We start from the raw sequence: 15,152 nt of genomic DNA on the forward strand, positions 1-15,152 counted from the left end.
TTTTATATTTGCACCCGCAAACGCTAACGTATTGGTGTTTGAGGAAAGACTAGGTAGCTCAGTTGGTAGAGCATTTCACTTTTAATGAAAGGGTCCTGGGTTCGAGCCCCAGCCTGGTCACAGATTAAAAAGTTAAGCATTGTGCTTAACTTTTTCTATTTTTATTGCATTGTAAAATTAAATTCAGGTATTAACCGGATTTAACAAAATTTAATGCGCACGTGGCGGAATTGGTAGACGCGCCAGCTTGAGGGGCTGGTATTCGCTTAGAATGTGGAAGTTCGAGTCTTCTCGTGCGCACATCATAAAAAAAGACCTCAAGGTTTCCCTTGAGGTCTTTTTTTATCCTTTATTAGGTTTTCTTATTCTAACACGCTAAACTTAGCTTTTATGACATCGTTGGAGTTTCCGCCTACCATAACTATAAATTCACCAGGTTCAACCACTCGTTTCATATCACGATTCCAAATAGCAAGTTCATCCGAGGTTAATTCAAACTCGATAGTTTTTGTTTCGCCTTTTTTAAAGAATACTCTTTCGAATCCTTTCAACGTTTTTCTGGGTGTTGTAACAGAGCTGTAAACATCATTTATATACAATTGCACCACTTCATCACCATCATATTCACCTGTATTTTTTACATCAACCGATACTTTTACACTGCCATCAACATGTATCTTATCTGAACTAACTTTCAAATTAGAATATTCAAATTTTGTATAACTTAATCCGTATCCGAAAGTGTATAATGGATTTTCGCTTTCACTCACATAACGGTGTATCGCCGAAGGTTTCTGATTATAATAAATAGGTAGCTGACCTACTGATTTTGGAAATGAAATTGGTAAACGTCCTCCTGGGTTGTAATCACCAAATAACACATCGGCTACGGCTCTACCACCTGCTTCACCTGGAAACCAAGCTTCCAAAATTGCTGGAACATTTTCATTAATCCAATTAACAGATAGTGGTCGTCCGTTTAGCAGCACACAAACCACCGGTGTACCAGTAGCTTGTATAGCTTCAATTAACTCTTGTTGCATACCATGTAAATCTAAGGTGGCTACATCTCTATTCTCTTCCACCAACTCTCTCGATTCTCCCAGAACCACAACCGCCACATCGGCATTTTTAGCGATATCTACCGCTGGCTGTAAGTTTATTTTTTCTAGATTCCATCGGAAATGCGCTCTGGCTCCCCAGCCCCCTTCCCACATTTCTATGCGAATTTTATATTTCTTTCCTGCTTCGATGTATTTTGGTGTTGTAACAATATTTGTCGCTCCTTTTCTCCAATTATCTATCACTAACTGATCGTCTATCCACATTCTGATGCCATCATCTGAACTCAAACCAATCCAACCATCAAAAGAAGTGTCGGATTGAATATATCCCGTCCATCGAATTGAAAAATCATCATCATTAACACCTTCGCCTGGATTCCAAGGCCAATCGAATTCTAGTTTTTCATCAATTCGAGTTAACGCAGGACTACCCTCAACTTCTCTATTATTGAAATATTCCCCTTTTAATCCATGTTGTTTTCCATCTGGAGTATATAAGTATTTTGAAGGAATGATTTGCCCTTTTACAATTAAAGGTACACCTTCTTCATACAGTACATTTGTATTTTTACCTGCAACTTCTTTTATACCTTGCAAAACGGTAGTTGCCACTTTATTCTTTACAGAATACCCTCCCAATCGAGAAGCGTCTGCATTTGGCCCTATTACGGCAATAGATTTTAAATCCTTATTTAATGGCAATAAATTATTTTTGTTTTTCAATAAACTAATGGATTTTCTACCAGCCTCGAGCGCAATTTCCTGATGTTCTTTAGAATGGAAACGCTTTTCAATCAACCCTTTTTCGGTGTAAGGGTTTTCAAATAATCCTAATACAAATTTAAGTCTTAGTACGCCACCAGCAGCACGATCAATATCTGCCATTGACAGTTTTTCTTCGTTTACAAGCTCTATTAATGTGTCTTGCCAGAATTCATTAGAAAAATCATAAAACTGCATATCGACTCCTGACGAAACTGCCTGACGAATACTTTCTTTCGGGGAATCGGCCACATAATGTGTTGTTTGAATATATTTTATAGCTCCTAAATCACTTACTACAATTCCTTTAAATCCCCATTCGTTCCTTAAAACGTCTGTTAAAAGCCAATGGTTAGCAGCACAAGGAATACCATCTAATTCAGAATAAGCACACATGGCTCCCAATGCACCTCCTTGTTTATACACTTTTTCGAATGTAGGTAAAAAGTCCTCTCGAGCTGTTCTTTCCCCTACGATTACGGGAGAAGAGTTCCCTCCTGCTTGCGGATAACTATGCACCGCAAAGTGTTTTGGCTCCGAAATTATAGCCCTATCAGATGCTAAAGTATCACCTTGTATACCTTTTAACATGGCCAATCCTAATTCGCCAGCCAAATATGTATCTTCACCAAAGGTTTCGGCCACGCGTCCCCAACGTGGTTCACGACCTATACCTAAAACGGGGCCCAATCCGAAATGAACACCATGAGCTCTTGCCTCGGCTCCTATGACCCTTCCTACCTTTTCCATTAGCGCCGTATCCCAAGTAGCGCCCAAACCTATATTCATAGGGAATGCAGTGCTACCTTCATCTAAATACCCATGCAACATTTCACACATGATTAAAGCTGGAATACCCCAACGGTTATTTTTAATCACATGTTTTTGTAAGTCATTAATCATTTTTGCAGAACGCGGGTATATATCATGGATAGCCCCAACTCCAAGATCTCCAATTTTCTCATTGGTTTTTGCTCTATCGAAATCTTCGCCGTCTTTAAAAAATTCACCTTTATACATATCCATTTGGCGAACTTTCTCCTCGAGACTCATACGATTTAATAAATCAGCGATCCGCTCCTCGACAGGCAAATTAGAATTTTGATAAGGGTAGTTTTGTGCTTTTCCTTTGTAAAAAACAGCAAAAACAAATACCAAAGTTAATATTAGTTTTTTCATTTACAGTTGATTATAATTAAATTAAATTGAGTTAATACATGTTGTTTAAACGCAATATTATAAGGTATTTAGAATTTAAAATATTTTTTTCGACGAGCGGTGTAATGTATACACTTAAGGTTTATTTTGTATCATTTTTTGAGAATATGGTTCATTCTTAAAGACTTATTGTTTATTTTTGTTTAGCTAAATTCAAATATTAATGAACAAAATACAAGTTAACTTCAGCATAAAAGATCTTGAAAACCTTTCCGGAATTAAAGCCCATACTATAAGAATTTGGGAAAAACGCTATAATTTGCTAGAACCCAACCGAACCGATACCAATATCCGTACTTACAACACAAGTAGTCTACAAAAATTACTAAACATCACTTACTTATACAACAATGGCTATAAAATTTCTAAAATAGCTCGTTTAAAGGCATCCGAAATACCCGAAACCGTAAAAGCCATTGCTGAAGAAAGTAGCAAAAACAACTATGCTATTTCAACTTTAAAATTGGCAATGATTAATTTTGATCAGGATTTATTTGAAAAAACTTATCAGGAACTAAATAAAACCTTATCTTTTAAAGACATATTTTACGCTGTTTTTCTTCCTTTATTAAGCGAAATTGGTATGCTTTGGCAAACCAACACCATTACGCCTGTTCACGAGCATTTTATTTCTGTTCAAATTAAACAAAAATTATTACTTGGCATTGAAAAACTTGGTTACAATAACGATTCGCAAGATTCCAGAACCTTTGTATTGTTTTTGCCTGATAACGAAATTCACGACATCGGACTACTTTTCGTCAATTATCTATTGAAAAGTAAAGGCTACCAGACTATTTTTCTAGGTCCAAGTGTACCAATGACCAACCTTCAAGAACTTTACGAGTTTTTCGATAATATCGTATTTATTTCTTATTTTACTATCTTTCCTGAAGAAGATCAGATTGAAAATTACCTAAATGAATTCAACAACCTATTGCTTAACAACGATAAATCTCATCTTTATTTATTTGGAAATAAAATAGTTAACATTAAAAATGCTAATTTACCGGAAAAAGTTAAGGTATTTAATAGCATAGAAAATTTCATTAAAGAAATGTGATATAAAGTGTAATTTTGTTTAACTTTTTATTACATTTGTTAAACAAAATTATGAAAACAACTATTTCTATATTAGGTTCCGGATTTTCATCGTTAGCAGCCTCTTGTTATTTAGCAAAGGCAGGTTACGACGTTACAATATTTGAAAAGAATGATACTGTTGGCGGTAGAGCCCGACAATTAACCAAAGCGGGTTTTACATTTGACATAGGTCCTACATGGTACTGGATGCCAGATGTTTTTGAACGCTTCTTTAGTGATTTCAATCGAAAGCCTTCCGATTATTATCAACTTGAAAAACTCAATCCTGCTTACAGCGTATATTTTGGAAAAGGTGACTTTATTACTATTGAAGACACTTTAGACAAAATTTGTGATGCCTTTGAACGAGAAGAACCAGGCAGTTCAAAAAAGCTTAAAACATTCATAGAGACCGCTAAAAGTAATTATAACATTGCGATAAAAGATTTAGTTTACAATCCTGGTGTTTCTCCTTTAGAACTGATTACTCCAAAAACTATTACGAAACTAAATCAGTTTTTTAGCAATATTAAATCGGATGTTAGAAGGAGTTTCAAAAATAAACGATTAGCTCAAATATTAGAATTTCCTGTATTATTTCTTGGGGCTAAACCTAGTGATACGCCATCTTTTTACAGTTTTATGAATTATGCCGATTTCGGTATTGGCACATTCCATCCGCAAAAAGGCATGTATCAGGTAATTTTAGCATTAAAAAGTTTAGCTGAAGAATTAGGTGTAAAAATAAATACCAGTAGTCCAGTTAAAAAGATAGTTGTAAATGAAGGTCATGCTACAAGTATTGTATCAAACGGAAAAACGATTCATTCAGACATTGTTGTTAGTGGAGCGGATTATCATCATACCGAAACACTTTTAGAAGAACCTTACCGCCAATACTCCGAAAATTACTGGAATAAAAAAACGTTTGCCCCATCATCCCTTTTATTTTATGTTGGGTTTAACAAAAAAATTGAGCATGTAGATCATCATACCTTGTTTTTTGATGTCGATTTTGATGAACATGCAAAAGCGATTTATGATGCCCCTGAATGGCCTGAAAAACCACTTTTTTATGCTAGTTTCCCAAGTAAAACAGATAATAGCACAGCCCCTGAAGGAAAAGAGGCCGCTATATTTTTAATCCCACTGGCGCCAGGATTAAATGATACTCCTCAGCTAAGAACAACCTATTTCAACAAAATCATTAATCGATTAGAGTATTTAACCAATCAGGAATTAAAATCAGAAATCCTTTTTAAGGAAAGTTATTGTATTAACGATTTTGTAGCAGATTACAATTCATATAAAGGTAACGCCTATGGCATGGCCAATACGTTAATGCAAACCGCTTTTTTAAGACCAAAATTAAAAAGTAAAAAAGTTAACAATTTATATTTCACAGGGCAATTAACCGTCCCTGGTCCTGGAGTACCACCCTCGCTAATTTCAGGAAAATTAGTAGCCGATTTAGTAACTAAAAACCATACCCTATGAAACAACTATTCGATACCGTGTCCTGCCAATGCAGTAAACTAGTTACCAAAACTTATAGCACATCCTTTTCTCTTGCTACCAAAATGCTATCTAATGCCATTAGAGAAGATATTTACAATATTTATGGATTTGTGAGACTAGCCGACGAAATAGTCGATTCGTTTCATGATTACGATAAAACCAAACTTTTTAATGATTTCGAGGAAGACTTATATGAAGCCTTAAGTAACAAAATAAGTGTCAATCCTATTTTAAATGCGTTTCAACATACCTATCATAAATATGGTATTGAAAAAAGTATGGTTGAAGCGTTTATGAAAAGTATGCGTTTGGATTTAAATAAATCTGATTATAAAAGTCTTGAAGAATATAAAGAATACATTTATGGTTCGGCTGATGTTGTTGGTTTAATGTGTCTTAAAGTTTTTGTAAATGGTGACAACGATAAGTACAATGAATTAAAGGCATCGGCAATGTCATTGGGATCTGCTTTTCAAAAGGTCAATTTTTTAAGAGATTTAAAAGCAGATGTTGAAGGATTAAACCGTAGCTATTTTCCAAATATTAACATGGATGCCTTGGATGAAAATTCAAAACAGGAAATAATTAGCGATATAGAATACGACTTTGAACGCGGTTTACACGGAATAAAAAAACTACCTATTGAGGCTAAATTTGGTGTGTTTATGGCTTACAGATACTACAAACAACTCCTTAAAAAATTACAAAAAACACCAGCTTTACAAATTAAAAATTCAAGAATTAGAGTATCAAATCCAAAAAAAATTGAACTATTAATGCGTAGCTATGTAAAATATCAATTAAATTTAATGTAAAATTAAATTATGCAAACACTTTATTGGATACTTATCTTTCTAACCGCCTTTTGTATCATGGAATTTATGGCGTGGTTTACCCATAAATACATCATGCATGGTTTTTTATGGCATTTACATAAAGACCATCATAAAAAAGATCACGATAGTTGGTTTGAACGTAACGATATCTTTTTTATTTTTTATGCAGTAATTAGCATTGGATTTATTTTACTTTGGGAATTTGCAGGATTCTGGGCTGGCTTACCAATTGGTTTAGGTATTTTTGCTTATGGACTTTCTTATTTTTTAGTACATGATATATTTATACACCAACGGTTTAAGTGGTTTAGAAATGCTAATAATTGGTACGCTAAAGGGATAAGACGTGCACACAAAATTCATCATAAACATTTAGAAAAAAAAGATAGCGAATGCTTTGGCATGTTATTCGTACCGTTTAAATATTTTAAACAATCCTAAATGCATTACTTGTACTTGCTCCTAAATCTGGGGTCGCTTTCTGTACCTTTTATCTTTAGCTTTCACCCAAAGCTTAAGTTTTACAAACATTGGAAAGGATTAGCTATAGGCACTCTAATTGGTCTTTTGGTTTTTATTCCTTGGGATGTATTTTTTACTTTAAATAATTACTGGGGTTTTAATCCGAAATATTATCTTGGAATAACCTTGTTTGGTTTACCTATTGAAGAGTGGCTCTTTTTTTTATGTATACCTTATGCTTGTGTCTTTACACATTATGCACTTCTTTACTATTTCCCAAATTTAAAACTTAAGGCAGGTGTTACCAAACTTATTGGTTACCTCCTGATATTTATCTTTTTTATCATTACCATTTACAATTTCGACAAATGGTATACTAGTGTTAACTTTGGACTTGCTACAATTTTAACCATATTGGTAGTAAACAAAGATTACGATATACTACAATCGTATTTAATCACTTTCCTTGTTATGCTTATTCCTTTTTTTATTGTAAACGGTTTCTTAACAGGTAGTTTTATTCCTCAAGAAGTGGTATGGTACGACAATACTGAAAACTTAGGTATTAGAATGTTTACCATACCTGTAGAGGATAGTATCTACGCTTTCTCTTTAATATTACTTAATTTATTGGTTATTAAAAAAGTTGAAAATAAAAAGAAAACCACTTAAATATAAAGTTTCTACTTAAAGCCTTTTAAATTAATTAACTACGTTTTTAAGATTTCCTTTTAAATGGGCTCCAAGTCACATATCTCTTATTTTATTAAACGATTTAGAACTTCTTCTAAACCCCATGCCATATGAAGCGAAGGGATACAGTTGCAGAAAATCTTCTTTTTAATTGTATTAATATAAAATAACTGTTTTCAATATCATGCTTTAAATTATAAATCGCATTTGTCAGATTCAAACCCCTTTGGATAACCAGTTTTTATACAATCTTTGTAAAATACAATATAATTATCGGATGTATCTGCAAGAATAAGAACCTCTGTTTCTATTGTAGATACAAGATCATATACTTTTTCTTTATTTTCAGGAATAGAATTAAAAATTATTTCAAATTGGCCATAATGATATCCTAGTAGCTCTTCTGGCTTGTATACTTTAATATAGTATTTATATTTATTTATTAAAGTATCTTTATAAAATTCTTTACATATTCCATTTTTAAAAATAACTTTTTTATTTGTATCGGCAGCACAACACCAGTTTTGCTCTAATATTTCATTTAAGTGATTCTCTACTGTTTCTTTCGAATGAAAAAAACAAGAGCTATTTATTAAAACTATTATTAAATATGTAAAAATCCGTTTTCTAATCATTACAATGCATTGTTACTATAATTGACCTTACAGTAGGCACTTTTGCTCTAAAAACAGGATTTCCAATCAATTGATTAAAGTACCTATAGATTAGGACTAGATTGAAAAATTATCAATTAACTAAAGTTTCATACTATCTAAGCTTGATTAGGCACAAACTCTTCAGCTAAATAATACGTTTGAAATTTAGTGTCTGGGTCTATTGTAGTTTTTATCATAAATGATTTATAATCTGGGTAAAACTCAATAACATATATTGCTTTTTTAGTAACTATATGATTTCCCGCAGATATTCTACCTATCTTCGCACTATCAAAGCTAAAAGAATCTTGTACTTCATTATACTCTGCTAAATAATAATTTTCTGTACCAATTTTATTTTTATTCATATATAATGATAAATCATTTTGAGTGAATTGAAATACCACCTTACTGGTACTAGTAGCATCTGAACTCCAGTATTTGTTAACTAAATGACTTTGAATATTTGATGTTACCATATTTGTTTGACTGTTTACTCCTATGCTTGTAAAAAACAATGCTAATACTAATAATTTAATTTTCATTTATTTTAATTTATTAATGTAGTATATTAAAAGGATAAATATTAAAACGATAACTCTACTTATATTTTTTTGTTTTGTGCCAATTTGTATACGCATTACTTCTCTTATGTTTAACTTATAGGCTATAAATAGAGCTAGTATAATGTAAACTAGGAATACATCCCAAAAGTGTCCATCTAAATTAATACCGTTTTTAATATTAAAGATGTATTTTATTTTTTTACTTATAACTAAAAATGGAATAATTATATAGGCTCCCAACAAATTACCCATAATTAATCTTACTCTAAGAACTAAACTATTGCTTGATTTAATATATGCTAGAAATCGAGCAATTTTAAAAGTTGAAATAAGTATATAATTTTTAAGAAACATAGTATTATTACACAAATAAGAACGTCATAAATATTAAAAAGAATAACCAACCTATTAATATTCTGTGCTTAAACAGAATATTTTTAATAGATGTAACTTTCTTTAATAATAAGGTTATTACTACTAACGAAAAAAACAAAACTTACTATTACAACATACAATAAGTAAATACCAATTATATAATATATAACATCTGAGTTATACCAAATATCCATTACTTTTTCTTTACTGATAAACAGCGTAAGCGATCCTAGCACAAAAAAAACGAACACAAGAATTGTAAATAAAATTGTACTTATAAAGTTTACAAAATTAAGTTTTCTCACTAACTCTTTCATTACCAAATTAATACACGGATTACTATTTCCATTATATGTGTTCTAAACTTACTGTAGAACCATTCTTTTTTACCTGTAGAAAAGTAAATAACTTACTAGGGAAAACATTAATGGTATAATCTTTATAGGTATTAGAGGAATTTTAAATTTGGGTTTTAACACAGGAATTTGTTTGGGATTATTAAAGTCCGCAAAACTAAAAATAGTTATTAATAACCAACTATCTTTTTGTTCTTTTTGTTGCTTTTCTTAAGAAAACTCTATTAATTGCTTGTCGCTATTGTATTCTAGGCTGGCTTTTGTTAACCTGATGTTGCTCCAGCTGAATTTAATTGCAACATCATGCCTTAATTAACCACATTTACAGGACGCCCTTCAATAAAAGCTTCTAAATTCTGAACAGCTGTATGCATTAACCTGCTTCTGGCTTCTTTTGAAGCCCAGGCTATATGCGGTGTAATAATACAATTTTTAGCTTTTAATAATGCATTATCAACTTCTATGGGCTCCCGTGAAACGACATCAACTGCTGCTCCTGCTATTTTACCAGCATTTAAGGCATCAGCTAAATCTTTTTCAACAATTAAACCGCCCCTCGAGGTATTTATTAACAAAGCTCCTTCCTTCATCTTACCTATATTTGCTTCATTTATAAGCCCTTCAGTTTCTTTTGATAAAGGACAATGTAAACTTATAATATCTGATGATTCGAATAACTCATCTAGTGATACAAAACTGCATGTTTCTGTTTCTAATTCTGGTTTTATTGTTCGACTATAAACAACAACATTCAATCCAAAACCTTGAGCGATCCTAGCTGTGGCCTGTCCGATACGTCCAAACCCTATAATGCCTAATGTTTTACCATCTAACTCGATTAAAGGTGTTTTCCAGAAGCAAAAATCTGGAGATTTTGTCCATTCCCCTGATTGTACAGCTTGATTATGCAACCCAATATGATGACACATCTCTAATAATAAAGCCATAGTGAATTGCGCCACGGCCCGAGTACCATACGTGGGTATATTTGTAACAACAACATTTAGTTCTTTTGCTTTTTCAATATCCACTACATTATACCCTGTCGCTAAAACCCCAATATATTTCAAATTTGAAACCTGATTTAAAACCGCTGCAGGTAAAGGTGTTTTATTAGTAAATACTACTTCGGCATCTCCTATGGTTTTTACCACATTATTAATTTCAAAATCTGTTCGATCATGAACTATTAAATTTCCAAATTGCTTCATCCCTTCCCAGGATAAATCTCCAGGGTTTAGGGTGTAACCATCTAATACAACTATGGTTTTATTCATTTGAAGTTTCTTTTAATAAATTATCTATTGTTGTTCTTACTTTGTCACTATTCCAGTTTGCTGTTCGGTTTTCATCAATTATAATTCGACCAGATTTATCTAATAAAAAGGTTCGTGGTATGGATCTAATATTAAAATATGCAGGATAATCTTTCACAGGTCGATACACTTTAAAATTATATTGATGAGTTAATAAAAACTTGGATACTTTTTCGAAATTATCTCCGGTAACAAACAAAAATTCAATTTGGTTTTTATAGTCATCATACAACTTTTGCATACTTGGCATTTCAGCTATACATGGCGGACACCAAGTAGCCCAAAAGTTTATTAAAACTACTTTTCCTTTTGCACTAACAAAATCATAAACCTGCTTATTTTCACCAACTAATTTCCAATTGTAATGTGGAATTGTTTTTATATCTGTTTCATTTTCTAAAGAAGGTGAAAACAAAGCGATTCCACTTTGCAAAAACACCTGAATTGGTTTACGGGTTTGTGGAATAATTACTAATATAATTAGTCCCCAAAACAACACATTTCCTATTTGACGTCTGCTTAGTTTTTGAAACATGATAAATTGATACTATACTTTAAAAGTTAAAATAAAAAAAAGTATAGTGCTAAATTAAAAATATCTAACACTATACTTTACTGAATTATAAACTTTCTTAAAAGTCTTTATCTGGAAACCGTTCCTGTAAGCTCAGACAACGGACCTACAGTTAAACTTAAAGTAGCATGGTCCGCGGCGTTTGTGGGTATGTTGGCCATTAGTGGTTTAAATGCAAATGGAGCAGAACTATTGTCAGGATATGGCTCCACTGAAATAACAGTTACAGCACCTCTTAAATCCGTTGGGAAGGTAAGACCGGTAGGTGCATTTTGGATATAATCTTCACCCGGAAAAGGAGGCCCGTCGTTAATACTACCTTTAAATGTAGAAGTTGTAGCATTATCATCAAAACCAGAAACACTACTAAAAGTACCTGTGCTAATAGGCTGACCATTCATAACTACCCATCCTTCATATTTCCACCCAGAATTTAACTCAGGTAAGTCTAGACCTGTGGCTGGTGAACCACTAGATAAATCCAAAAACCAAACACCACTAAATTCATTGGTATTATTGCCGTTAGTAGGTGTTGCCAGAATATATTTTCCTGAAGATTCTGAAAAATCACCTACTACGGCTTTGGAATTAATTATGGCTTGATTCAGGGCAAAATCACCAGCTAATATTTTTGTATTGGAGGGAGCAGGGTCTGTATCATTTTTTGGCTCAATAGATAAAACAAAGGTTGTCGCAAGTTGCAAATCTTTAGCACTTACTGTAAACTCCTGAGGAAAGGTAACACTTGAGAACACACCTGTTGATATAGGTGCCCCATTAACAATTATCCAACCTTCATACACAAAATCATCACCAAGCGCCTCTAAACCTTGTAGATTTAGTGTTAAAGTGTTACTAGTATTGTCATCGTCATCGGAACAGGAAAACACGAAACTAGTTAACACCAGCAAGAGAATAAACGTTTTTTTCATCATAACTTTTAATTTTTTAAATTATTAATTAAAATTAGGTGTTATGATTTGCACAAAATGTTAGCTAGCTAACATTTGGTAATTTTTTTCGCAATCGGATTTCCTTTCGGTTAAAGTCTATGTACTGTTCTTCTTTTAGTTCTTTTAATAATATATTTAAAGTAGGTCGCGACGTCCCGATTAATGACGCAATATCCTTTTGAGTATAGGGGTGTTTTATAATAGTTTGTTCAGTTTCTTTGCAATCGTAGCCATATTCCGCACACATATCGCCAAGAAACTCTATTAACCTGGTTTTACAATCTTTAAACATTAGCAACTTTAGTCGCCGTTCTAATTTTTTAAATCGAAAACCGATGAATTTATATATTTTAAAACTAAATGTTTGATTATCGCGCATTAAATTATACATCGTATCGACACCTATAGGGCATATACTTGTTGCGTTGTCTATGGATTGAGCGAACTCTTGCCGAACAGATTCCCCTAATATAGCAGTCTCACCGAATAATTCGCCTTTTGTTAAAATAGCCTTTACAACTTCCTCACCATCTTCACCATAATAACCCAGTTTTACCTTGCCTTTTTCAATAAGGTAAACTTTACTTGCCTGGTCGTCTTCAAAATAAATATAATCGCTTTTTTTATAATGGTCGAATTCGTGATTAGCTTTATAAGCTTTAAACTTATGCGGACAAAGAATTTTAAATAAATTTACGTCTTCAAAAAACCAAATGGGGCTCATTTTTTTGTTATTTAATTAATTTACAACTCATAGACTAAAGTCGTAAATAGTTGAAAATATTACAAAAAGGCACAAAAAAACCTCCATAATAGGAGGTTTTAAAAATAAGTATTTGGACGATACTTTTATTTTTCTGTTTCGTTAGAAACAGGAGTTTCCTCTGCTTCTTCGTCATTAAAGTCTTCTAATAAACCGTGCTTTTGTAAGAGGTTATACCATTGAATAACTTTCTTAATATCGCTGGCGTACACGCGATCTTCATCGTAATCTGGTAAGATTTCAAAGAAATACTCTTCTAATTTATCTTTACTAGCCTTAGGTGCCACTGATGCTATCTCGCGGTTTTCTTTCGCTTTAATGTTTTCAAAAACCTGCTTTAATGGTACTTCTTCTGTTAAAGTATAAATAGCAATTTCACTTAAAACACTAACATTTTGTTGAATACCAACAGAAATACGTTTATTATCTATTAATGATTCTGCAACAAAACCTGCACGCGTTTGTGCTACTAATTTATACAAACCCGGTTTTCCTGCGATTGAAAGTACTTTATCTAAATTCATATTTTATTTTTTGAAAGTCGCAAATATCAACTGTTTATTGATGTCTTGCAAATATTATCGTTTCTTTTTTTGAGCTGGAAAACGCATTCTGTAATCCACATTTATTTTCCCTTTCGAGATATTTGCTAAACGTCCTTTGATTAAGCGCTTTTTTAATGCCGATAACTTATCCGTAAATAATATCCCCTCGATATGGTCGTATTCATGCTGAATGACACGAGCTATCAAACCATCGAAAACTTCGGTTTTCTCTTCAAAATTTTCATCCAAGTATTCGATAGTTATTTTAGGTTTTCTGTAAACGTCTTCACGCACATCTGGAATACTTAAACAACCTTCATTAAACCCCCATTCTTCGCCTTCCTCTTCTACAATTGTAGCATTTATAAATACACGCTTAAATCCATCTAATTCCTTTTTCTGATCTGCTGTTAATTCTTCATCTTCAGCAAAAGGAGAAGCATCTATTACAAACAATCGAATTGGTAAACCTATTTGTGGCGCTGCCAAGCCAACACCGTAAGCATTGTACATGGTTTCGAACATATTACCGATTAACTCGTCTAGTTTAGGGTAATCTTCATTTATATCTTCTCCTACTTTTTTTAAAACAGGATCGCCATAAGCTACAATAGGTAATATCATATTTGTTATCTGTTATATTTTTTGCAAAAATACAATTCTAAAAAATAAAACCTGTTAAATAAGTCCATAAAAAAACTCTCCGAATTACGGAGAGTTTTTTTTATGTTTAAAATTAAATGTTATTTAGAAATAACAATTTTTTTAGATATTGTTATTTGCTCTGTACTTAATTTAACAAGATAAAGACCATTAACCAAGTTACTGATATTTATATCTTTAGATTTAGCATCGACCATATTACCGACAAAAACTAAACGTCCGGTAATATTATAGATTTCAATTTTTGCCGATAAATTAAAAGCAGAAGCAACATTAATAATATTCCCCTTCACAACAGGGCTAGGGTAAATTTTTAATTCTTTATTAATTAATTCAAAAGCTTCAACCGGTAAAGTCCCTCCTGAATATGAGCAGCTCGTATCAAAACCACTACTCACAACAAAACCTTGTCCTGTAAGCGCATCATTTCCTGAATTTAATGTGTAAGAAGACAATGTTGAACTACATGCACTTGTATCTAAAGTAAATGTAGAGGAAACTGAAGTACCATTATCTACCACTGTAATAGACGATGGCATCGAAGCACAGGCTACAGAGTTATTAGGATAATAAAACACAATAGCTGTTCCGTTTTGGATAGCACCTCCAGATTCTGGACAGGGCTGCGCAAAACTAAAATTAACACATAGCATGAAAGCTATAAGTAAAAAGTAAATTTGTTTCATAATTAAAAATTGGTTTAGGGTTAATATGTAAAATTTGAACTTTTATCATGAAACCATAACATT

General features: G+C 32.5%; 15 protein-coding genes and 2 tRNA genes. 7 read left to right on the forward strand and 10 right to left on the reverse strand.

Annotated features, from left to right (window positions below; all coding sequences use genetic code 11):
- Positions 1 to 47: 47 nt before the first annotated feature.
- Both ICJ83_RS07780 and ICJ83_RS07785 read left to right on the forward strand, forming a co-directional pair.
- A tRNA-Lys gene (locus ICJ83_RS07780) sits at positions 48 to 120 on the forward strand.
- Positions 121 to 215: 95 nt separating this feature from the next.
- A tRNA-Leu gene (locus tag ICJ83_RS07785) sits at positions 216 to 300 on the forward strand.
- A gap of 62 nt (positions 301 to 362) precedes the next feature.
- Here ICJ83_RS07785 and ICJ83_RS07790 read toward each other — a convergent pair.
- Positions 363 to 3,005: a glycoside hydrolase family 3 protein gene (locus ICJ83_RS07790; protein ID WP_188229824.1), complete on the reverse strand. Its 2,643-nt coding sequence runs from the start codon at positions 3,003 to 3,005 to the stop codon at positions 363 to 365.
- Positions 3,006 to 3,207: 202 nt separating this feature from the next.
- On the opposite strand from ICJ83_RS07790, the gene ICJ83_RS07795 reads away from it, so the two are divergent.
- From ICJ83_RS07795 to ICJ83_RS07815, 5 genes are read left to right on the forward strand one after another with little or no spacing between them, the layout of a single operon-like run.
- Entirely contained in the window at positions 3,208 to 4,107 is a 900-nt protein-coding gene (locus tag ICJ83_RS07795; protein ID WP_188229825.1) for a MerR family transcriptional regulator, read from the forward strand.
- Positions 4,108 to 4,157: 50 nt separating this feature from the next.
- The gene (locus tag ICJ83_RS07800) at positions 4,158 to 5,624 is read left to right on the forward strand and encodes a phytoene desaturase family protein (protein WP_188229826.1); all 1,467 of its coding nucleotides are present in this window, start codon (positions 4,158 to 4,160) and stop codon (positions 5,622 to 5,624) included.
- Positions 5,621 to 6,460 carry a phytoene/squalene synthase family protein gene (locus ICJ83_RS07805; RefSeq protein ID WP_188229827.1) on the forward strand — a complete coding sequence of 280 codons (840 nt, stop codon included), beginning with the start codon at positions 5,621 to 5,623 and terminating at the stop codon, positions 6,458 to 6,460. Before ICJ83_RS07800 ends, ICJ83_RS07805 begins: the two co-directional genes overlap by 4 nt.
- Positions 6,461 to 6,469: 9 nt before the next feature.
- Positions 6,470 to 6,922: a sterol desaturase family protein gene (locus ICJ83_RS07810; RefSeq protein ID WP_188229828.1), complete on the forward strand. Its 453-nt coding sequence runs from the start codon at positions 6,470 to 6,472 to the stop codon at positions 6,920 to 6,922.
- Positions 6,923 to 7,615: a lycopene cyclase domain-containing protein gene (locus ICJ83_RS07815; protein ID WP_188229829.1), complete on the forward strand. Its 693-nt coding sequence runs from the start codon at positions 6,923 to 6,925 to the stop codon at positions 7,613 to 7,615.
- 215 nt (positions 7,616 to 7,830) lie between these two features.
- Here ICJ83_RS07815 and ICJ83_RS07820 read toward each other — a convergent pair whose 3' ends face one another.
- From ICJ83_RS07820 to ICJ83_RS07860, 9 genes are all read right to left on the reverse strand, one after another.
- Entirely contained in the window at positions 7,831 to 8,271 is a 441-nt protein-coding gene (locus ICJ83_RS07820) for a hypothetical protein (RefSeq protein WP_188229830.1), read from the reverse strand.
- A gap of 137 nt (positions 8,272 to 8,408) precedes the next feature.
- Positions 8,409 to 8,837 (reverse strand): hypothetical protein, encoded by a 429-nt coding sequence (locus ICJ83_RS07825; RefSeq protein ID WP_188229831.1) that lies wholly within the window; start codon positions 8,835 to 8,837, stop codon positions 8,409 to 8,411.
- Between the two features lie 1,060 nt (positions 8,838 to 9,897).
- The gene (locus ICJ83_RS07830) at positions 9,898 to 10,866 is read right to left on the reverse strand and encodes a D-2-hydroxyacid dehydrogenase (RefSeq protein WP_188229832.1); all 969 of its coding nucleotides are present in this window, start codon (positions 10,864 to 10,866) and stop codon (positions 9,898 to 9,900) included.
- Entirely contained in the window at positions 10,859 to 11,440 is a 582-nt protein-coding gene (locus ICJ83_RS07835; protein WP_188229833.1) for a TlpA family protein disulfide reductase, read from the reverse strand. Before ICJ83_RS07835 ends, ICJ83_RS07830 begins: the two co-directional genes overlap by 8 nt.
- Before the next feature lie 107 nt (positions 11,441 to 11,547).
- Positions 11,548 to 12,414, reverse strand: a complete 867-nt coding sequence (locus ICJ83_RS07840) for an anti-sigma factor (protein ID WP_188229834.1) — start codon at positions 12,412 to 12,414, stop codon at positions 11,548 to 11,550.
- 61 nt (positions 12,415 to 12,475) lie between these two features.
- Positions 12,476 to 13,156, reverse strand: coding sequence for a Crp/Fnr family transcriptional regulator (locus ICJ83_RS07845; RefSeq protein WP_188229835.1), 681 nt, complete (start codon positions 13,154 to 13,156; stop codon positions 12,476 to 12,478).
- A 125-nt stretch (positions 13,157 to 13,281) separates the two neighbouring features.
- Entirely contained in the window at positions 13,282 to 13,719 is a 438-nt protein-coding gene (locus ICJ83_RS07850) for a DUF5606 family protein (protein WP_188229836.1), read from the reverse strand.
- A gap of 54 nt (positions 13,720 to 13,773) precedes the next feature.
- Positions 13,774 to 14,364, reverse strand: a complete 591-nt coding sequence (gene def / locus ICJ83_RS07855) for a peptide deformylase (RefSeq protein ID WP_188229837.1) — start codon at positions 14,362 to 14,364, stop codon at positions 13,774 to 13,776.
- A gap of 119 nt (positions 14,365 to 14,483) precedes the next feature.
- A complete protein-coding gene (locus ICJ83_RS07860) occupies positions 14,484 to 15,089 on the reverse strand; it encodes a T9SS type A sorting domain-containing protein (RefSeq protein WP_188229838.1) in 606 nt (201 codons plus the stop codon).
- Between the last annotated feature and the right edge of the window lie 63 nt (positions 15,090 to 15,152).

This window comes from Aestuariibaculum sediminum, from assembly GCF_014596945.1.
In the GTDB taxonomy this organism is placed as follows: Bacteria; Bacteroidota; Bacteroidia; order Flavobacteriales; family Flavobacteriaceae; genus Aestuariibaculum; species Aestuariibaculum sediminum.